The following is a 20,663-nucleotide window of genomic DNA, read 5'->3' as shown; positions in this document are numbered from 1 at the left end:
TAAAAAAATCAATACTTTATTTAAGGATAATCTTTTTTGTCTTACTTAGATTCTCTCCGCTTAAATGAGCAATATAAATACCTTGCTCAAAACGAGATAAATCTATTTGTTTATAAAGTCGATTATCAGAGACGTTTTTAGTATCAATAACTTTTGAATAAATAATTTTACCACTTATACTCGTAATCGATAAATTTAATTTATCACTTAGCACTTTAGATTCTATGGTTAGAATACCATCAGTTGGGTTAGGGTAAATAACCATTTCTTCATTTAAATTATCCAAACATTTAGAGTTATCAATAATTACTTTTACTTCATCTTTTGTAACAACACCTCCTAATTTAGCTTCTACCGAATATTTTACATTTGAATTTGGTTGCACTTTTATACTAGCAGTTCTTTCTCCTGTACTCCATAAAAAACTTCCTTTTCCAGTAGCAGTTAAAGTAACAGATTCCCCTGGACAAATAGATATATCTTCACCGGCATTTACTGCTGGAACTTCTTTTACTGTAACTATAACTTCATCACTTTTAGAACAATTTTCATTTGTCGCAGTAACAGAATAAGTTGTTGTTTGAATTGGGTTTACAATTATACTTGCTGTTGTTTCTCCTGTACTCCATTGAAATGAGCCCGATCCCGTTGCAGTTAAAGTTACTTTATCTCCTTGATCAATTGTTACATCATTACCAGCACTAACAGTCGGAAGATTTACGACATATACTATTATTTGATCTGTGGCATTAGTACCACAAGGTCCACTTGATAAAATTGAATAAATTGTTGTTTCTTTAGGGCTAACAACAATGCTTTTAGAAGTCTTTCCATTACTCCATAAAAAATCACCAGAACCTTCTGCAGTTAAGGTTATACTTTCTCCATTACAAATAGTTTTATCAGCCCCTAAATCTACTGATGGTGGCATAATTATTTCTACCTGCACTTGGTCAGTACCACTACTTTCTTCTTCATATGCAGTTACCATATATGTAGTTGTAGTATTCGGGCTAACTGTAATAGATTCTGTTGTCTCTCCAGTACTCCATAAATATGAGCTACCGCCTGTAGCTGTTAAAATTGTGCTAGAACCCAGACATATTGATATATCGTTACCTGCACTAACATTAATGCTTGAAGAATTATTTACAATTACAAGAACACTATCTTCATTCTTACAGCCATATGCATCTTCTGCTATTACTGTATAATTAGTTGTAGAACTTGGACTAACTGTAATAGATTCTGTTGTCTCTCCAGTACTCCATGTGTAATTTCCTTCTCCAATTGCGGTTAAAGTCACGCTTTCACCTTCTTCTATTATTTTATCTGCTCCCACACTTACCACAGGCAAATCATTTACAGTAACTTTTACATCGTCAGTATCATTATTGACTCCATCTGACACCGTTACAGTATAGGTAGTTGTATCAGAAGGGTTAACATCAATGCTTGCTGTAGTTTCGCCGGTATTCCATAAATATGTATTTCCTCCAGATGCAGACAATGTAATGCTTTCTCCCTTACATATTAAAACATCTTCACCAGCGTATGCATCTATTATTGAGCCCGTAGTATTATCAAGATGTTCATATGCTCCTATATCAACTCCTTTACCTTGTGGTCTTGATGTTCCGACATAATCAATTCCTATCTCTTTTATTTTAATACCTTTATCAATTGCTGGACTATTGTGCTTTAACCTAAAATTTCCAGTAGTTTCATTTTCAAAGATTGGGTCAGCATTAATGTTAGAATTTCCAGGTATAAACCAATTATCTTTATTATTATAAAAGACCGAATTCTTAAATGATATACTACTTGGGATAACTTGATAACTACCGCTATCGTCATTAAGGGTTTTTGAATTTGTAGCTTGATCAACAAATATACAGTTAATTAATTCTAAATTCTTGATATCTTGATTTCCATAAAAACCGAACAAATATTGAGATTTATAAAAAGTAGTATTAATGATTTTGTTATTGTGCATTGTGGCAGAATTGTTACCGCCTAATCTTATTGACCATTTAACATTATTAATTACACAATCTCTTATTATATTATTATTACCTATTTCGTAACCTGTATAATTATTCTCTTCATTATCATCAGTAAATACAATCCCATAAGTACTGTCATTAATTTGACATCTTTCAATAATATTGTTATTAGCTCCACCCCATATAAATACACCTCCACTATTCCAACTCCCATAGATTTCATTGCCATAACTACCATTCCTGGTAGCTGTACAGTCTTTTATTACATTATTATCACAACCATAATTTCTAATTGCGAATGACTCAACAACACTTATAGCTGTACTTTTTGCAATCAAATTATAATCATTATCCAGGTTATGCTGACCTCTTAAAGTTATTCCATGAGTATAAAGACCGCTCCAAGACCCATTATATTGATTAAAAACTAAATTCTCTGCATGGCAATAAATAATAATATTATTGTGCCCACCAAAAGCAATGCTATAATCTTGAACTTCTGAAGGAGTTTCTTTTGTATTATATGCCTTAACATCTTTTATAAGATTATTCCCTGAGGATTGAACATAAAATGCAGCCATATTTGCATCAACTCCTACACAGTCAAGTATTTTTAAATTATTGTTACTAGTGGCCTTTAAAGTACCATTAATAAAAGTTTCAAAATATATATATCTACCATGGCTATCTCCCCCAGTTCCAAACTCTTTACCATTACATCTTTCTATAACTAAATTGCTATTAAATGTTCCATTACCTACAATACCATTATAATAATTTGTAAACTGAATATTCCTGAAAAAAACATAATTAACTCCATCTAAATTCAGAGCTGTTCCATTTGCTCCAGTTCCTGTTAAAGTTGGCATTTCATTAGAATCTAACTTTGGCATTGAATTACCAACTTTGTCATAATAATTAGATGAGATATCTCCTTTTACATTCTTGTAACCAATAAACTTAATTGGGGCTGTGGGTGTACCATCAACAGATGTTACCAATTGTTGATTTCCATAATTTCCAGACTTTATCCAAATTGTCATTCCTGAACGAGCTTGACTCATAGCCTGGTTTAATGTCCAAGCATTAGTTTCATTTGTACCATCCCCGCTACCATTTGCTGTATTAGTTACATATCTATCTACACTTGCAATAGGCTCAGAAATTTTGTTTTCAATATATGTCAAAGTAAATTCAAATAGTGCATTATTATTTGAATCAGTTATATTACTACCTCCCTCATACCTTACAGTATTATTATCCCAAAAAGTAAAAGGAGAAGAAACTGTAAAATAGTGTCCAACTGTTTGTTCATAATTAATGTACATATTTGTAATATCTTTTCCATTTATTATAAAACCCGCCGCAGAAGTCCCCTTTATTGGTTTATTGCTATCAAAATAAACTCTATTTTTATGAGAATCTTCTATTCTAAAATTTGAAAATATGGGAGAACTGGCTAGAACACAAATTGTATTAAAAAGTAATAATAGAAGTAATAATAAATTTTTAATCATAGTAGAACCTAGATAAATAATTAATAAATTGACTATTAATAGTTTATCATTTAGCAATATGTATCCTAACTAAATACCTGTAAGGCTTCATGCTTTACAGCTACTCAGGGAGATACAATTAATAAATGAACGGATTCTTTTCTTAGCGACGTTAATCTAAAACGGAAAAAAATGTGATAAATTGTATACTACTATTCACTCTAATTTCTATCTTAAAAACGAGGCGAAAGTATTTTATAATTCTCAAGAAAATCTGAAGATCTTAAAAATCTTAAACAAAATGTTGATTTTTGTTAATAAATGGTAAATTTTGTTAATAATCAGTCGCTTTGTTGTAATCAATAAAAATATTTGTAATTAGAGAATTTTTTTATTAATTTCTACATTAGCGCATAGAAAAAATTAAAAGATGAAAAAATTGCAGACTAAAAACTATTTTATAAAAAGAATTACTCGTTTTATTTTCAATGAAAAATGGTATAATAAAATAAAACTTCTTAAAATTATTTGGGATTTTAAAATTGGAAAAAACTATGAAATCTCAAAATTATTTAAAGATATAATATCAAGTAATGATATTATACTTGATATTGGAGCAAATATGGGACAATATGCTTGTCGACTAAATAAGGTAGTTAAAAAAGGTAATGGTCATGTTCATAGTTTTGAACCCGTAAAAGCTAATTTCGCAGCTTTAGTAGATATGAAAAATATATTACACTTAAATAGAGTAACTATAAATAAATTAGGAATAAGCAACACTAATAAAAATACCGAGATACACATCCCGATTTTTGATAGTGGTTTAGTAGTAGGAACTAGGGCAACTCTACTAGAAATAAATGACATTAAATATGATACTGAACAAATTGAAGTAAGCACCATTGACAATTATGTCAAAAAAACTAAAATCAAAAATGTTAACTTTATAAAATGTGATACAGAAGGAAATGAGCTTAATGTTCTCGAAGGTGGAAAGAAAACGATTAGTGCTTATTTACCTATACTTAGTTTTGAAATCTCGTATAAAGATAGTGATTTTAATTGGTTATTAAACCTGGGTTACAAATTATTCTATTACAATAAAAAAGATAATAAGCTTAAAGAAATTAATGATTTCCAAAGTGGTAATCTAATTTTTTTAAATATAAAGCATAGAGAAAAATTTAAAAAAATTATTGCTTGAACCAAGTTAACTTATATGCTGTGGGTACATTTGCTTGTAAGAATTTTTCTACATTAATCTTGGCATTATTATATAACATATTACTAATAAGTTGTAAAGATGAGACAAAATTATCTAATACTAACTACACTATTAATATTGATGGGCAAACTTTAAAAGAAAATTCAAAATTAGTTCTCAAAAAACAAGAAAACAATATTTCTATTCTAATAGATTCTACTTTTACAAAAAATGGAAATGCGACATTTAAGGGTAATATAGATTTACCTGAGGTTTATGGAATTTTTATTGAAGACTACAAGCAAGGTATTTTTCCAATAGTTGAAAAAGGCACAATTAATATAAAAGCTAATGTCAATGATTTAATAAATGCTCAAATAAGTGGTACAAAGCTTAATGATCAGCTGAGAAAATATAAAGACGAATCAAAAAAGATTTCATCAAAAATGAACAATCTTTTCCATGAATTTCAAAAAGCCCGGGCAGAAAATAATATCGTAAAACTAGCTAATATTAATCAGCAAATGAAAGCTATACAGACTGAAAATAATCAGCATGGTCTAAATTTTGTCAGAAATAATCCAGATTCTTTTGTTTCTTCTATGGTCCTATATTCTTTACTAAACAACAACGATGTACATAAAGACACTATAGCAAAACTATATTCTAACTTGACAGAAAATGTAAAAAAAAGTGAGTTTTCTAAAAACATTGCTATTGATTTAGAAATATATGATGTGAGTAAAGACCCACTACCTTAAAGTAGAAAGATCAATTTCTGGTTCTAATTCAATCGGTTCATGTTTTTTTCTAAACAATCTTGTTTTTAAGTTCCCTTTAAGAATAATTTTCTCATCCTTAACTTCTAACCAACTACCTTCTCGTAAACCTAAAACTGGAATATCATTATAAGCATGAAATTCTTTAATTCTAACTTCTCTAGTTTCTCCTTTATGAGTAGAATTTGGGTCAGGATCTAAATAATGTGCATTAATATTAAAAGGAATAATACCCATTGTCTCTAAACTTGGTGGATAAGTAATTGGCATATCATTTGTTGTTTGCATCGACAATCCACAAATGTTACTACCAGCACTTGTTCCAAAATATGGAGTCCCTTTTTCAATAGTTTCTTTTAAAACATTAAATAAATCGTATTTGTATAGTTCATTTACCAAAACAAAAGTATTTCCTCCTCCAACAAAAATCCCTTGAGAATTCTTAATTACTTCGTTATAATCGACAAATTCATGAATTCCTTTTACCTCAACATTTATTTGAGCGAAAGCTTTTCTAGCAATTTCTGTATACTCACCATATGTTATACCACTTGGTCTCGCGAAAGGAATAAATAAAATTTCGCTTACACCTTTGTATAAGTTTTTTAGAGCTGGTAATAAATATTCTAAATAACCACTTCCGTGAACTGTAGAAGTACTCGCAATTATTAAGTTTTTCATTTTAATTAATTAACATCTAAAAATAAACGTTTAACAAAAGTTTACAATAGATTTAATAATTATTTATGATAACTGATAATTACTTTGTGAAAATCAAGTCAGCCTATGCATAAAAAATTACTTCTATTTTTAGTCTTTGTTTTGTTTATTCAATATATAAAACTTCCTGCCCAAAATAATAGGAAAGTTTTGCATGGTAAAATCGTAAGTGATTCTTTATCTGTTGAAAAGATACATATAGTAAATAAAAATACTCAAAAAGGTACACTCTCAAATAGATATGGTGACTTCGCAATCCCAGTTAAAGTAAATGATACCTTAGTATTTTCGGCTGTTCAATTTGAAATTCACCGTAGAATTATTTCAAAAATAGATTTACAAAGAATACAAATTATTATAGAACTTAAGCCTAGAATAAATCAATTGGATGAAATTGTTATAAAACCTATTAGTGTAGCTAAACGTCTAAATCTACCAAATGCAGATAAAAAGCCTAAAACTAAACTTGACGCAAGGTTAGATGGACACACTAAGGCCAGTACTCCTATAGTAATTTTAGATGCATTATTATTAGGCCCATTATTAGGTAGAAAAGGAGGAATTGATAATTTATATTATGTATTATCTGGCAAACGTAAAAAAGATCGAAAATTAAAAAAATTAATTAAAGAGGATAAATTAAGAAGTATTAACTTGAAAACTATCAAAAAAATACGTCAACATTTTAAAGATGAATTCTTTATTAAAACTCTTCATATTCCTTTTGAAGAAATTGATGACTTTCTTAATTTTTGTCTAAAAGATAATATCGTTGCGCTTTATAACAAAAATAGAATATTAGAACTCACTAATATATTTATAGAAGAAAGTAAACCTTATTTAAAAGAAATCAAAAAATAATTTTTGGAATGTTTTTTGTTCAATCAAACTTGTTTAAAGACATTTGCATCTAATACTTTCTTGAATGAATACTGTTAAAAATTACCTATTACTGTCTATTAGCATTTTATTTTTATCATTCTCAGCACATAAATACTACATTAGTTTTACTAAAATTGATTACTCAGAAAAAAGCAAAGCAATACAGATAACAATGACCGTATTTATAGATGATCTAGAAAATGGATTAAAAAATCAGTTTGAAATTGAACCAGAACTCACCACTAAAGAAGAATTGACTAACATAGACGATTATATATCTAAATATATAGCCGATAAATTTTTAGTTACTATAAATAACAAAACAGAAGCATACAATTATTTAGGTAAAAAGTATGATTCAGATGAAATGAAATTATACATTGAAATTGAAAATATTAACAATATCCAATCAATTGAAATTAAGAATAATATGTTGATGGAAATATACTCCGATCAACAAAATATTATCAAGTTGAATATTAACAAGAAAAAGAAATCTTTTATCCTAACTTCTAAGAATGATAAAGATTTGTTAAAACTTTAAAGAGTATTCTTAAAATCCTCTTAAATAAGTACTTTCGGAAATTAAATTAAATCCACAATAAAAAATGAAAAAATTAGGTTATTTACTTTTATCTTTTCTTTTAATAACATCAGCATCTTTTGCTCAAGAAGAAGAAAAAAAAGAAAGAAAACCCGGTCATTTAAACATCAGTAAGTTTAGACAATTAAAGCAAGAATTACCGACTCCAGATTCGCAACACACAGCTTCTGGTGCACCTGGGCATGAATATACACAGCAGCAGGTAGATTATGTAATGAATATTACATTAGATGATGAAAACAGAAAACTATTTGGTGATGAAGTTATAACATATCACAATAATTCAAAGGATGCTCTAGAATATCTTTGGGTGCAATTAGACCAAAACATGAGAGCTCCAGATTCTAAAACTCCAGATGCTCAAGCCAGTAGCTTTAATGCTTCTTTTAATGGGCCAAGAACTTTTACTGGTAATTATTTAAAGAAGCCTTTTGCAGGTGGTTTTAATTTAGAATACGTTAGAGATGCTAATAACAAGCCTTTATCGCATTCTATAAACAGAACAATGATGCGTATTAATTTACCGAAGCCTTTAGCTTCTGGTGAAAAATATGTTTTCAAGATTAAATGGTGGTATAATATTAATGATTATATCAATGAAAGTGATGGGCGTTCAGGTTATGAGCATTTCCCAAAAGATGGAAACAACCTATATGTAATTGCTCAATTCTTTCCAAGATTAGCAGTTTATAACAATGTAGAAGGTTGGCAAAACATGCAGTTTTGGGGGCGAAGTGAATTTGCACTTGAATTCGGTAATTATACTGTGAACATTACTGCACCAGCTGATCACGTTTTAAATGCAACTGGTAAGTTATTAAATGAAAAAGAGGTTTTAACTAAAGAACAATACAAGCGTTTACAACTTGCGAAAAAGACTTTCGATAAGCCAGTAATGATTGTTACTCAAGCTGAAGCTGAAGAAGCTGAAAAAAGCAGATCTAAAAAAACTAAGACTTGGAAATTTCACGCAGAAAACGTAAGAGATTTTGGTATTGCAAGTTCAAGAAAATTTATTTGGGATGGAATGGCTGTTGAAATTAATGGTAAGTCAGTTATGGCATATTCATTATATCCTAAAGAAGGAAATCCTTTATGGGAAGAACACTCAACAAAAGTTGTAGCAAATACATTAAAAGTATATTCTAAATATACTTTCGATTATCCTTATCATAAAGCTATTTCTGTACATGCAGCACAACAAGGAATGGAATACCCTCAAATTTGTTGGAATTATGGTCGCCCAAAAGAAGACGGATCTTATTCTGATCGAGTAAAGAATGGAATGATTGGTGTAATTACACATGAAGTTGGTCATAATTTCTTTCCAATGATTGTCAATTCTGATGAACGTCAATGGACATGGATGGACGAAGGAATTAACTCGTTTGTTGAAATGTTAGCTGAATATGAATATGATCCTAATTTTGATACAGGTAATTTACCAAAAGACATCGTACGATATATGAGTATTGATCAAGATCGCTTATCTCCTATTATGTCTCAAGGTGATAATGTATATAATTTTGGGCCAAATGCTTATACAAAACCTGCAGCCGGTTTATGGATGCTTAGAAGCACTATTATGGGGCCAGAATTGTTCGATTATGCATTTAGAACATATTCTAAGCGTTGGATGTTCAAACACCCAACTCCTGCAGATTTCTTTAGAAGTATGGAAGATGCTGCTGCTATGGATTTAGATTGGTTCTGGAGAGGATGGTTTTACACAACAGATTATAATGATGTTGGTATAAAAGGTGTTAAAAGTTATTATTTAACAGATAAGCCAACAGATAAAGCTAAAGCAGATGCAAAACGCTTTGGTTTAAATCTAGATGATTACAAAGATAGACTAGTGTACTTTGCAGAAGGTGATCCTACTAAAGATGAAAATGCCAAAAAGGTAGGAGATTTTAAAATGTTAAATGACCATTTAGCCTCATTAACCGAAAGACAAAAAGAGCAATTAAAAGAAGCTCCAAATTACTTTTATGAAGTTACCTATGATAAACCAGGAGGACTAGTACTACCTTTAATTGTAGATATTACTTATGAAGATGGTACTAAAGAACGTAAGAAATATCCTGCCCAAATTTGGAATAAAAATGACGCAGAAGTAAAAAAGGTTTACGCAACTTCAAAAAGAATAACAAGCATTGTAGTTGACCCTGATCTAGAAACTGCCGATATAGATATGACTAATAACACTTGGCCAAAACAAGAAGGTGAATCGGAATTTGAAGGTATAAAGCAAGAATTGAAGAACTAATTCATTTATAGAAATAGTAGAAAACATCCTTAATAAAAATTGAGGATGTTTTTTTATGGAATAATATTTGAAACTGTAATGAAAATCAATTAATTCGACTATTAAGTAGTAATAAAATTAAAACTAAAGAAATGAAAAAAATAGTAATAACTCTTTTTGTATTAGGCTTGATATTAGTCTCTTTTAAAGGAATTGAATCGGAAACATATAATGCTGTTGTAGAAGAGTCTACCATAACATGGGCGGCATCTAGACCTGGTAAAACTCATGATGGTACTTTATCAATTTCGAAAGGAAATTTTGTTTTTGAAGGTGGCAAATTAGTTGGAGGCGATTTTGTAATTGACATGAATACTATAAAGGTATTAGATATAAAACCTGGAAAAAATAATGACAAATTGGTAAATCATTTAAAGTCTAAAGATTTTTTTGATGTTGATAATCATACTACTGGGTCTTATAAAGTAACAGGCAGCGAGGCAAAAGATGGTAAAACTCAAGTAAATGGTGAACTGACTATAAAAGGAATCACCAAAGATGTATCGTTTTTAGCTGATATTTCTAATGATGGAGACAATGTAACGGTGAAAAGTGGTGAATTTAAAATAGACAGAACTAAATGGGATATAAGATTTCGTTCTGGTAAATTCTTTGACAACTTAAAGAATAAGTTAATTTATGATGATATTGTAATTACCGTTAATGTAAAAGCCAAAAAGTAATATTACTTAATAATTAGAAACGACCAGCTTAAGGCTGGTTTTTTATACCAAAATTTCAGAGCTGTTTTTTAATTCACTTATAATAAAAATACTATGTGTACTGCCAATATGCTGCAACTTAGTAAGCTTAGTATTAATAAACTCGCGATAAATTTTCATGTTCTTCACCACAATTTTTAGAATATAATCGTACTCTCCACTCACGTTATAACATTCTAAAACCTCATCCAGCTTAATTACTTCTGATTCAAATTTGGTTAAGAATTCATTACTGTGTTGTACTAGTTTGATATGGCAAAAAACTACAAATGCCTTATCTACCTTTTCCTTATTTATTACAGCTACATATTTTTCTATTACACCTACCCTTTCTAACTTTCTTATACGTTCGTAAATAGCTGTAGCAGATAGATCTAAAGCAAGTGATAGTTTTTTAGTAGTAGCTTTACTATTTTTTTGTAGGAGAAGTAATATCTTTCTGTCTATTTCATCAAACTTCATAATGAAAATTTTTCTAAATAATCCATTAACACATATCAAATGTAGATTAATAAATTATTATATAGTTAAAATATAGATATATTATCTAAATATATTAATTTAAATTGATAAATATTCTAATAATTAAGTTCTTTGTTTAAAAATAAGACCAATGAAGTTTAAGCCAGCAGACAAAATTCAAGATTTACAGTACTTTGGAGAGTTCGGGGGGGTAAATCCATCAATTTCAGATTCATCAACTTATACTTTTTTAGCGGCCAAATCTATGGCAGACACCTTTGAAGGCAATTTAGAAGGGTGCTATTTATATTCTCGACATACAAGCCCAAGTAATTTATATTTAGGTGAAGCTTTAGCTGCCATGGAAGGCACAGAAACGGCTAATGTTTCAGCTTCAGGCATGGGAGCCATAACGCCAGTACTTTTACAATTGTGTAACGCAGGTGATCATATCGTTTCAGCTAGAACTATTTATGGTGGTACCTATGCATTCTTAAAGAATTTTGTTCCAAAATTTAATATTTCTAACACTTTTGTAGATATTACAAATCTCGAAAAAGTTGAAGCTGCTATAACTGAAAATACAAAAGTTATTTACTGTGAATCGGTTAGCAATCCTTTGTTAGAAGTTGCAGATATTCCTGCTTTAGCAGAATTAGCAAAAAAATACAATCTAAAATTGGTCGTTGACAATACTTTTTCACCTTTAAATATTTCTCCAGCTCAATTAGGCGCAGATGTCGTTATACACTCATTAACAAAATTTATTAATGGTTCTAGCGATACAGTTGGTGGTGTAATTTGTGGAACTCATGAATTTATCAATGACTTACGAAATGTAAATGATGGTGCCTCAATGTTGTTAGGCCCAGTAATGGATAGCTTACGTGCTGCGAGTGTTCTTAAAAATTTAAGAACGTTGCATATCCGAATGAAAAAACATAGTGAGAATGCTTTGTATTTGGCGGAAAAATTTGAGCAAGATGGTATTAATATCAGTTATCCTGGGTTAAAAAGTCATAAACAACACGAACTTTTTAAATCTATGTACAATGAAGAATATGGTTTTGGCGGAATGCTTGCCATCGGTGTTGATTCTTTAGAAAAAGCCAATGAGTTTATGGAAATGATGCAAGAGCGCAACTTAGGATACTTGGCAGTAAGTTTAGGATTCTACAAGACCTTATTTAACGTACCTGGCACTGGAACTTCATCAGAAATACCAGAAGATGAACAAACCGAAATGGGTTTATCAGACGGTTTAATACGTTTTTCTATAGGGCTGGATAACGATATAGAACGGACTTATCAAGAAATGAAAAAGTGTATGTTAGAATTAAGCATTTTAAATTTGACAAAATCGTTAATATATAGATAACATATAATATTTTAAAACCATTTCATTAAAAATTCAAGTTTTAAAATAACCCCGCAACTCAATCATTTTTAATTTTTTTATCATAATCATCTCCATCTTCAACTAAACGAATACGCTTAAGGTTAAATTTTTCGTTAAATAAACTTCTCTTCTCTTCAAATAGTTCTGTTTCTATTCCATTTAAATCCAATATAGTATGAAATAAATCATCAGATGAAAAAGGTTTACTCTTATTAGATTTTATAATGTTTACCTTACTACTATCATTTAAAACAAAATTTTGAGACAACCATACTATAAAAGGAATTTCAAAAAGAGATTTAGGTATTTTATTAGTAAAAGTATGCCCTAATCCGTTAAATTCGTCATATACGTTTTGACCATGATCAGATAAATAAATAGCTGAAGAAATCAAACTTTTATCTAATTCTGTATGGCTTTTAAGCTTACTAAAAAAGTTGTCTATTACAAAATCATTATATAACACCGAATTATGGTACTCAGATAAAATTATTTCTTTTTTCTTTCTTGACTTTATTTTAAAAAAGTCATAATGTGGTGGATATCTTTTATTATAAACAAGATGCGTCCCCATGAGGTGTAAAACAATAAATTTTTTATCAACACTATCTTTTAATACTCCGTCAAACGGGGCGAACAATTTTTCATCGTAAGATATTTTTTTTTCCCCTTCAAAAGTAGAATTGCTTAAACTGTTAACATAATTGGTATAATCAGATTTATTGCCTATTGAACTAATCAAATTTTCAGACCATCCTAGTCTTGGTTGATTAGAAATCCAATATGTTTTATAACCAGCAGAATGAAAAACATCAATTAAGTCAATAGTTTTATCAAATTGCATTTCATTTTCGATATTCGAATTAGAAAGCATTGATAATACAGATTTAATAGTAAATGGATGAGAAGAAATTACATCATTAAAGACAACTATATCATTCCTCAATTCTAATTTAGGGTTAGTTTTTTTGGAATAACCATAAATCGACATATGGTTTCTTGATGTAGACTCTCCAATAATTAGGACAAATATTCTTTTTTTATATTCATCTTTTAAGTTAACATCTATATTTTTAAGCTTATTATTTCTAACTGCGCTTTTATATTTTCTTAAATCAAATAAAGTAGAGTGTGAAAGCTTTACAAAGTTAGGAACTCCTTTAGCTAAAACTTCAGAGAGGCTAGATAATGAATACCATAATACTAAACCTGTGAATAATATTATAGGAATATATTTCAAATTTTTATTAAATTCAATTGAGGGTGTTTTTTTAATAGAAAAAACAAATAAAATAAAGTATGGTAATAATAATATAAGGTTGATGTCTGCCTTAGATTCAAAAAATTCGGTTGCTTCAGTATAATTCGAATCAGATATAACTAATAAACTATTAGCAGTAATGGGACCTCCAACAACTAACCAATGTGTTATTTCTAAGAGCCCAATAAAAAAATAAAAAATGACCACTAATTTGTAAAAAATCTTCCATTTTGTTAAAAAAAAAGGCAAAAGCAAAATCGGGATCCAGATTATATTAACTAGAGTAGAAAAAAAACCCTCAGAAGCATTATAATTAATAATAAAACCAAGTAAAATTGGAGCTAATGCCAACAAAACCAATCGTTTAGGAAAAGCGTTTTTTATAATATCTATCAGAGAGTAACTTTTCAAAGCAATTTATCATTAAGTAAGTAGTACTCAAATGATGTTGTAATATAGGCTTTTTTTTACAATTTGTCAAAAAATGAAAAAGTACATGATAGAATTAGATATTTTAAAAACTCATTCACGACCTAAGACTGTAAATATTTAATCACGCTATCATTAATACGCTTTGTAATGTTTGAAAGATCAGATTTCACAAAGCGTTCACCTGTTATATTTTCATAGAGTTCTATATAGCGATCTGAAATTTCAGTAATCTTTTCATCAGACATTTTAGGTATTTGTTGACCAACTTTACCTTGAAATCCGTTAGCAATTAACCATTGTCTTACAAATTCTTTTGATAACTGTTTTTGAGTTTCTCCTCTAGCTTGTCGGTCTTCATAACCATCAGCATAAAAATAACGTGAAGAATCAGGCGTATGAATTTCATCAATCAATACAATTTTTCCATCTTTAGTTTTACCAAATTCATATTTGGTATCTACAAGAATTAATCCTCTTTTTTCAGCGATTTCTGTACCTCTTTTAAACAAAGTTCTCGTGTATTTTTCTAAAATTTCATAATCTTCTTTAGAAACAATTCCTTTAGCTAAAATGTCTTCTCTAGAAATATCCTCATCATGTTCGCCATTATCAGCTTTTGTAGATGGCGTAATAATTGACTTAGGAAATTTATCATTCTCTTTCATGTCATCTGGCATCTGCACTCCGCAAAGTAATCGCTTACCAGCTTTGTATTTTCGAGCAGCATGTCCAGACAAGTAGCCACGAATTACCATTTCTACCTTAAAAGGTTCACAATAATGGCCGATAGCAACATTAGGGTCTGGTGTAGCCAATATCCAATTAGGTACTATATCCTCGGTTGCTTGCATCATTTTAGCAGCAATTTGATTAAGAATTTGTCCTTTATAAGGTATTTGGCGAGGCATAATTACATCGAAAGCAGAAAGCCTATCTGTCGCAATCATTACCAATAAATCATCATTGATATTATAAACTTCTCTAACCTTACCTCTATAGACCGATTTTTGTTTCGGAAAGTTAAAATCGGTTCTGTTAATTGTATTCATGTCGTGTTGTGCAATAATTGCACGCAAAAGTAAAGTAATCGTAAATGACTAGCAATAAAATTATTCAGTTTCAATACTCTTATAAGCAGCTATCACCTCTTTAACCAATCTATGGCGAATTACATCTTTATCATCTAAATACACCATAGCAATACCCTTAATATCTTTTAAAGCAAGTAGAGATTCTTTTAAACCAGAAACTTGCTTTCGCGGAAGATCAATTTGACCAGGATCACCAGTAATAATAAACTTAGCATGTTTACCCATACGTGTTAAGAACATCTTCATTTGGGCATGTGTAGTATTCTGTGCTTCATCTAAAATTACAAATGCATTATCTAGAGTACGACCTCTCATAAAAGCTAATGGTGCTATTTGAATAACCCCTGTTTCTATATATGATGCTAATTTCTCTGGAGCTATCATATCTCTTAGAGCGTCATATAATGGCTGCATATAAGGATCTAATTTTTCTTTTAGATCTCCTGGTAGAAATCCTAAATTTTCGCCAGACTCAACAGCAGGTCTAGTTAAAATAATTCTACGCACTTCTTTCTCTTTCAAAGCCTTAACAGCTAATGCAACCGCTGTATATGTTTTACCCGTTCCTGCAGGTCCTACAGCAAATAATAGATCATTCTTGTCAATAGCATCAACCATTTTACGCTGATTGGCGGTTTGAGCCTTTATCAATTTACCACTCACACCATGCACCAAAACGTCACCAGCTCTTTTTGAGCTTCGGTCTTCTATTTCGCTAGAAGTTAATAATCGTTCTATACTATTTTCGTCCAATTTATTATAGCGGTTAAAATGATTTACAAGCATCTTAAGGCGTTTCTCAAATTCGTCTAAAAGCTCTTTCTCACCATATATTTTTATTTTGCTCCCTCGAGCAACGACTTTAATCTTAGGAAAATACTTTTTTAATTGCTCAATATTACTGTTTTGTGTACCAAAAAAATCTTTAGGATTTATCTCTGTTAATTCAATAATTCTTTCGTTCAAATGAAATTGGTTTAATGTTTATTATATGTTTAAAACTACCTTATAATCTACAAATTTATAATCTATAAATCATTAGATTTGCACAATAAATTTACACAATTTATAATACAAACTACGAGTCAATTTCGGAAATAATTAACAAATGCCTTTAATAACTTTAACAACAGATTTCGGTACTAAAGATCATTTTGTTGGTGCAATTAAAGGAGCTATTTTCAACGAGTTAAATAATGTTAATGTAATAGATATTTCACATGAAGTTTCACCATTTAACATCACTGAAACTGCCTATATTGTTAAAAACGCTTATCAGAATTTTCCAAAAGGAAGCATTCATATTATCGGAGTAGACTCAGAATTGAGTATAGAGAATAAACATATTGCTCTACAACTAGATGACCAATATTTTATCTGCCCAGACAATGGTGTTATTTCTATGATCGCCTCAGAAATTAAGCCAGAAAAAATGGTAGAGATTACAATTCATAATGCCATTATAAGTAGTTTTAATGTGTTGGATGTTTTTGTAAAAGTAGCCTGTCATATTACTCGTGGAGGAACATTAGAAGTAATAGGGAAAGAGATAGAAAACTATAAACAATTAACTGAAGTGCATCCTTATATTAATGAGGATAAAACTCAGATTGTTGGTAGTGTAATTTATATTGACAATTACGGTAATGTTATTAGCAACATCAGCAAAAAATTATTTAATGAAATAGGTAAAGGGCGTGATTTTGAGGTGATAGCTCGAAATTATTCTTTTAATAAAATTTTCAGACAATATAATGAAGTAGTGAATTATGAAATAGCTAGTGAAAATCGTCAAGCTGATGGGAAAAAACTTGCTATTTTTAATTCAGCTGATTTTCTAGAAATTGCTATCTATCGCAGTAATTTGAAGACTGTTGGAGGTGCTTCGAGTTTACTAGGATTAGATTATCGCGATACCATAACCGTAAGATTTAAATAGTTATGTTTGTACGTATTGTTAAAATGACTTTTGTGCCAGAAAAAGTAGATGAATTTTTATCAAATTTTGATGAAATAAAGGATAAAGTACGAGGTTCTAAAGGGTGTAATCTCTTAGAATTATATCGTGATAAACAACATACAAATGTGTTATTTACATATAGTTATTGGAACACCGAACAAGACCTAGAAAATTATAGAAGTTCAGAATTATTTAAAGGAATATGGGCGCAAACCAAAGCACTATTTAATGATAAACCAGAAGCTTGGAGTGTTGATAAAATAAGTTCACAATTATAACGAATGAAAAAATTAAGTTTAATAATATATTTTTATTTATTTGCTATTAGTGCTTTTTCTCAAGAAAGTGACCATGATCAAATAGTAAATTCATTTAATTCATATAAAGAAGCTATTTTAAATGACAATGGAGAAGAAGCTATAAAGTATGTAGATTCTAGAACTATAAAATATTATTCTGATATACTGGAAACAACTAAAAAAGCAGATTCAACAGAAGTAGTTGGCTTAGGTGTTTTAGATAAGCTAATGGTCTTATCTATTAGACACAGAACTAGTGAGGCTGATATATTATCATTTGACGGTAAAGCTCTTTTATTATATGCTATAAAAGAAGGTATGGTAGGTAAAAATAGCGTAGCTAGCAACACTATTGGAGGAACTACAATTAATGAAAATTTTGCAAAAGCAGAATTTATATATAACGGACAAAAAACACCATTCTTTTTTCATTTTTATAAAGAAGATGATATATGGAAAATTGACTTAACAGAATTGTTTACTATGTCTAGAGCTGCGTTTAAAAAAATGATAAGCGATAGCGGTAAAGATGAAAATACTTTTTTCTTAGAAATTCTTGAAATTTTGACTGGCAAAAAACCTACTAATAAAATTTGGCAACCAATAGCGCAGTAATATGTTTGCAATTTTAAAGAAAGAACTTAACTCATTTTTTGCTTCACCAATAGGTTATTTGGTGATTGCAGTTTTTTTACTCATTAACGGACTCCTTTTATGGGTTTTTAAAGGTGAATTCAATATTTTAAATGCTGGGTTTGCAGATTTAAATGCTTTCTTTTTTATAACTCCTTGGTTTTTTCTTTTTCTAATTCCTGCAATAACGATGCGTAGTTTTTCAGATGAATTTAGGTTAGGAACCATCGAGATTTTAAAAACTAAACCTCTAACAGATTGGCAAATAGTTCTTGGTAAGTATTTTGGAGCTTTAATGTTGATTATTCTAGCGTTAATACCAACATTAATCTATGTGTTCAGTGTCATAAAGTTAGGCAATCCTATTGGCAATATAGATGTCGGCAGCACTATAGGCTCTTATATTGGCTTACTCTTCTTAGCAAGTGCATATACCTCTATTGGACTCTTCACTTCTACTCTATCTAACAATCAGATAGTCGCATTTATTCTAGCCATAATCATTTCATTTTTTATGTATTATGGTTTCGAAGCTTTAGCTGATTTAAATATCATAAATGGTATTCGAAATTTTGGTATGAAAGAACACTTTAACAGTATTTCTAGAGGTGTTATAGATACGCGTGATCTTATCTATTTTGTAAGTATTACCGCTTTCTTTTTATTCTTAACTAAATTAAAATTAGAACAAGAATAATGAAAAAGTATACCAATATAATAGCTTTAGCTATAGGATTAATTGTTCTAAATTTTTTAGCAAATAAATTCTACAAACGTTTCGATCTTACCGAAGATAAGCGTTATACGTTGTCTGAAACCTCAGAAAACATTCTCGATACTATTGATGAAACCGCTCTAGTAACTGTGTATTTACAAGGAGACTTTCCTTCAGAATTTAAAAGATTACAAACTGAAACACGCCAATATTTAGAAGAATTAAAAGCTTTAAATAACAACATTAAATTCCGGTTTGTAGACCCATTAAACCAAGCTGAAAAATTGATTAAGAAAGGGTTACAACCAAGTAGATTATCAGTTCAAGAAGATGGGAAAATTTCTGAAGCTGTTATTTTTCCTTGGGCAACCATAGAATATAAAAACAGAATGGAAAATGTTTCATTATTAGCAAGTCATTCAGCTAATTCACAAGAAGAACAATTGCAAGGCTCTATTCAAAATTTAGAATATGCTTTCGCTGATGCATTCCATAAAATATCATCAGATAAAAAACAAACTATTGCCATTTTAAAAGGAAATGGAGAATTAGAAGATGTTTATTTGGCTAGTTTTGGAATGAAATTAAGAGAATATTATCGTTTGGCACCTTTTACTTTAGATTCAGTTAGTGCCAACCCACAACTAACTTTAGATAAATTAACTGGATATGATTTAACTATTATTGCTAAACCAACAGAGAAATTTTCTGAATTAGAAAAATTTACGTTAGATCAATATATCATCAATGGTGGAAAATCTCTTTGGTTAGTTGATAATGTAGTTGCCGAAATGGATAGTCTAATGCAAAACGGGCAGGCTTTAGCTTTTAATCGTGATTTAGATATTACAGATTTATTATTCAGTTATGGTGTACGATTAAATTATGATCTAGTTAAAGATATGTACAGCTCAACAATTCGTTTGGCTGCAGGTCAGGTAGGTAATAGAACACAATTTCAAGATTTTCTTTGGCAATATTATCCTGTAATCACTTCTAAGAACGATCATCCTATTACAAGTAATACAGATCCTATTGGCTTACGATTCGCAAGTTCAATTGATACTTTAAAAAACAGCATTAATAAAACAGTCTTATTACAAAGTTCCACGCTTTCTAAACCAGTTGGTACACCAAGTATTATTTCGTTAGATGAAGTTTCAAAAAAACCCGCCCCTCAAGATTATAACAATGGCAATAAAATATTAGGTGTTTTGCTAGAAGGTGAATTTAAATCGGCTTATACGAATAGAATAAAACCTTTTGAAACCAATTTATTTAAAGATAAAAGTACTACTAATAAAATGATCTTGATTTCTGATGGCGATGTAATAGCAAATCAAATACATCAAGGGCAACCTTTAGAGTTAGGATTAGATAAATGGACCAATCTTCGTCATGGCAATGCCACTTTTCTTTTAAATGCTGTAAACTACTTATTAGACGATTCTGGTCTAATTAATTTGCGTTCAAAAACAATTAAACTTCAGTTTTTAGATAAACAAAAAGCTTTTGCAGAAAAAACAAAATGGCAACTGATCAACGTCTTACTTCCACTTGTTTTATTAGGTCTATTCGGATTTGTTTTTAGTTATTTCCGTAAAAGAAAGTATAGTTAAAGAAACGTTAAAGCATTCTTAATCCGCTTTTATTTATAGTATCTTTGAATCACTATAATAACCTA

Annotated in this window: 18 protein-coding genes; 12 read left to right on the top strand and 6 right to left on the bottom strand. The window is 29.8% G+C overall.

The window, feature by feature from the left end; all coding sequences use genetic code 11:
• Positions 1–16 precede the first annotated feature (16 nt).
• The gene (locus AC3IF2_RS03230; protein ID WP_489165594.1) at positions 17–3,523 is read right to left on the bottom strand and encodes a T9SS type A sorting domain-containing protein; all 3,507 of its coding nucleotides are present in this window, start codon (positions 3,521–3,523) and stop codon (positions 17–19) included.
• A gap of 409 nt (positions 3,524–3,932) precedes the next feature.
• Here AC3IF2_RS03230 and AC3IF2_RS03225 point away from each other — a divergent pair, with 409 nt between their 5' ends.
• Both AC3IF2_RS03225 and AC3IF2_RS03220 read left to right on the top strand, forming a co-directional pair.
• Complete coding sequence (locus tag AC3IF2_RS03225) at positions 3,933–4,709, top strand: FkbM family methyltransferase (RefSeq protein ID WP_489165593.1); 777 nt, start codon at positions 3,933–3,935, stop codon at positions 4,707–4,709.
• Positions 4,706–5,470, top strand: a complete 765-nt coding sequence (locus tag AC3IF2_RS03220; protein WP_489165592.1) for a DUF4369 domain-containing protein — start codon at positions 4,706–4,708, stop codon at positions 5,468–5,470. Before AC3IF2_RS03225 ends, AC3IF2_RS03220 begins: the two co-directional genes overlap by 4 nt.
• Here AC3IF2_RS03220 and pepE read toward each other — a convergent pair.
• A complete protein-coding gene (pepE, locus tag AC3IF2_RS03215) occupies positions 5,462–6,169 on the bottom strand; it encodes a dipeptidase PepE (RefSeq protein ID WP_489165591.1) in 708 nt (235 codons plus the stop codon). The genes AC3IF2_RS03220 and pepE overlap by 9 nt on opposite strands.
• Before the next feature lie 105 nt (positions 6,170–6,274).
• On the opposite strand from pepE, the gene AC3IF2_RS03210 reads away from it, so the two are divergent.
• The 4 genes from AC3IF2_RS03210 (at position 6,275) to AC3IF2_RS03195 (ending at position 10,688) form a co-directional block, all read left to right on the top strand.
• Entirely contained in the window at positions 6,275–7,069 is a 795-nt protein-coding gene (locus AC3IF2_RS03210) for a carboxypeptidase-like regulatory domain-containing protein (RefSeq protein WP_489165590.1), read from the top strand.
• A gap of 64 nt (positions 7,070–7,133) precedes the next feature.
• A complete protein-coding gene (locus AC3IF2_RS03205; protein WP_489165589.1) occupies positions 7,134–7,634 on the top strand; it encodes a DUF6702 family protein in 501 nt (166 codons plus the stop codon).
• Positions 7,635–7,698: 64 nt separating this feature from the next.
• Complete coding sequence (locus AC3IF2_RS03200) at positions 7,699–9,966, top strand: M1 family metallopeptidase (RefSeq protein WP_489165588.1); 2,268 nt, start codon at positions 7,699–7,701, stop codon at positions 9,964–9,966.
• Between the two features lie 131 nt (positions 9,967–10,097).
• Positions 10,098–10,688, top strand: coding sequence for a YceI family protein (locus AC3IF2_RS03195; protein ID WP_489165587.1), 591 nt, complete (start codon positions 10,098–10,100; stop codon positions 10,686–10,688).
• Between the two features lie 42 nt (positions 10,689–10,730).
• On the opposite strand, the gene AC3IF2_RS03190 is transcribed toward AC3IF2_RS03195, so the two are convergent.
• Entirely contained in the window at positions 10,731–11,189 is a 459-nt protein-coding gene (locus AC3IF2_RS03190; protein WP_489165586.1) for an Lrp/AsnC family transcriptional regulator, read from the bottom strand.
• A 151-nt stretch (positions 11,190–11,340) separates the two neighbouring features.
• On the opposite strand from AC3IF2_RS03190, the gene AC3IF2_RS03185 reads away from it, so the two are divergent.
• Positions 11,341–12,567 (top strand): aminotransferase class I/II-fold pyridoxal phosphate-dependent enzyme, encoded by a 1,227-nt coding sequence (locus AC3IF2_RS03185; RefSeq protein ID WP_489165585.1) that lies wholly within the window; start codon positions 11,341–11,343, stop codon positions 12,565–12,567.
• A 58-nt stretch (positions 12,568–12,625) separates the two neighbouring features.
• On the opposite strand, the gene AC3IF2_RS03180 is transcribed toward AC3IF2_RS03185, so the two are convergent.
• The 3 genes from AC3IF2_RS03180 to AC3IF2_RS03170 all read right to left on the bottom strand — a co-directional run bounded on the left by AC3IF2_RS03180 (position 12,626) and on the right by AC3IF2_RS03170 (position 16,338).
• Entirely contained in the window at positions 12,626–14,056 is a 1,431-nt protein-coding gene (locus AC3IF2_RS03180) for a phosphoethanolamine transferase (protein WP_489165584.1), read from the bottom strand.
• Positions 14,057–14,382: 326 nt separating this feature from the next.
• Positions 14,383–15,330: a phosphoribosylaminoimidazolesuccinocarboxamide synthase gene (locus tag AC3IF2_RS03175; RefSeq protein WP_489165583.1), complete on the bottom strand. Its 948-nt coding sequence runs from the start codon at positions 15,328–15,330 to the stop codon at positions 14,383–14,385.
• Between the two features lie 60 nt (positions 15,331–15,390).
• On the bottom strand, positions 15,391–16,338 hold the full coding sequence (locus AC3IF2_RS03170; RefSeq protein ID WP_489165582.1) for a PhoH family protein: 948 nt from the start codon (positions 16,336–16,338) through the stop codon (positions 15,391–15,393).
• A gap of 142 nt (positions 16,339–16,480) precedes the next feature.
• Here AC3IF2_RS03170 and AC3IF2_RS03165 point away from each other — a divergent pair, with 142 nt between their 5' ends.
• Genes AC3IF2_RS03165 through gldG form a run of 5 tightly spaced genes read left to right on the top strand, consistent with a single transcriptional unit; the run spans position 16,481 to position 20,598 of the window.
• Complete coding sequence (locus tag AC3IF2_RS03165; protein WP_489165581.1) at positions 16,481–17,311, top strand: SAM hydrolase/SAM-dependent halogenase family protein; 831 nt, start codon at positions 16,481–16,483, stop codon at positions 17,309–17,311.
• Positions 17,312–17,313: 2 nt separating this feature from the next.
• Positions 17,314–17,610, top strand: coding sequence for a putative quinol monooxygenase (locus AC3IF2_RS03160; protein ID WP_489165579.1), 297 nt, complete (start codon positions 17,314–17,316; stop codon positions 17,608–17,610).
• Positions 17,611–17,613: 3 nt separating this feature from the next.
• Positions 17,614–18,246 carry a hypothetical protein gene (locus tag AC3IF2_RS03155; RefSeq protein ID WP_489165578.1) on the top strand — a complete coding sequence of 211 codons (633 nt, stop codon included), beginning with the start codon at positions 17,614–17,616 and terminating at the stop codon, positions 18,244–18,246.
• A gap of 1 nt (position 18,247) precedes the next feature.
• The gene (gene gldF / locus AC3IF2_RS03150; protein WP_489165577.1) at positions 18,248–18,961 is read left to right on the top strand and encodes a gliding motility-associated ABC transporter permease subunit GldF; all 714 of its coding nucleotides are present in this window, start codon (positions 18,248–18,250) and stop codon (positions 18,959–18,961) included.
• Positions 18,961–20,598 (top strand): gliding motility-associated ABC transporter substrate-binding protein GldG, encoded by a 1,638-nt coding sequence (gldG, locus tag AC3IF2_RS03145; protein WP_489165575.1) that lies wholly within the window; start codon positions 18,961–18,963, stop codon positions 20,596–20,598. The genes gldF and gldG overlap by 1 nt, the downstream gene beginning before the upstream one ends.
• Positions 20,599–20,663 lie beyond the last annotated feature (65 nt).

It is taken from the genome of Maritimimonas rapanae (assembly GCF_057837205.1).
This window is presented reverse-complemented; position numbering and strand designations above follow the sequence as displayed.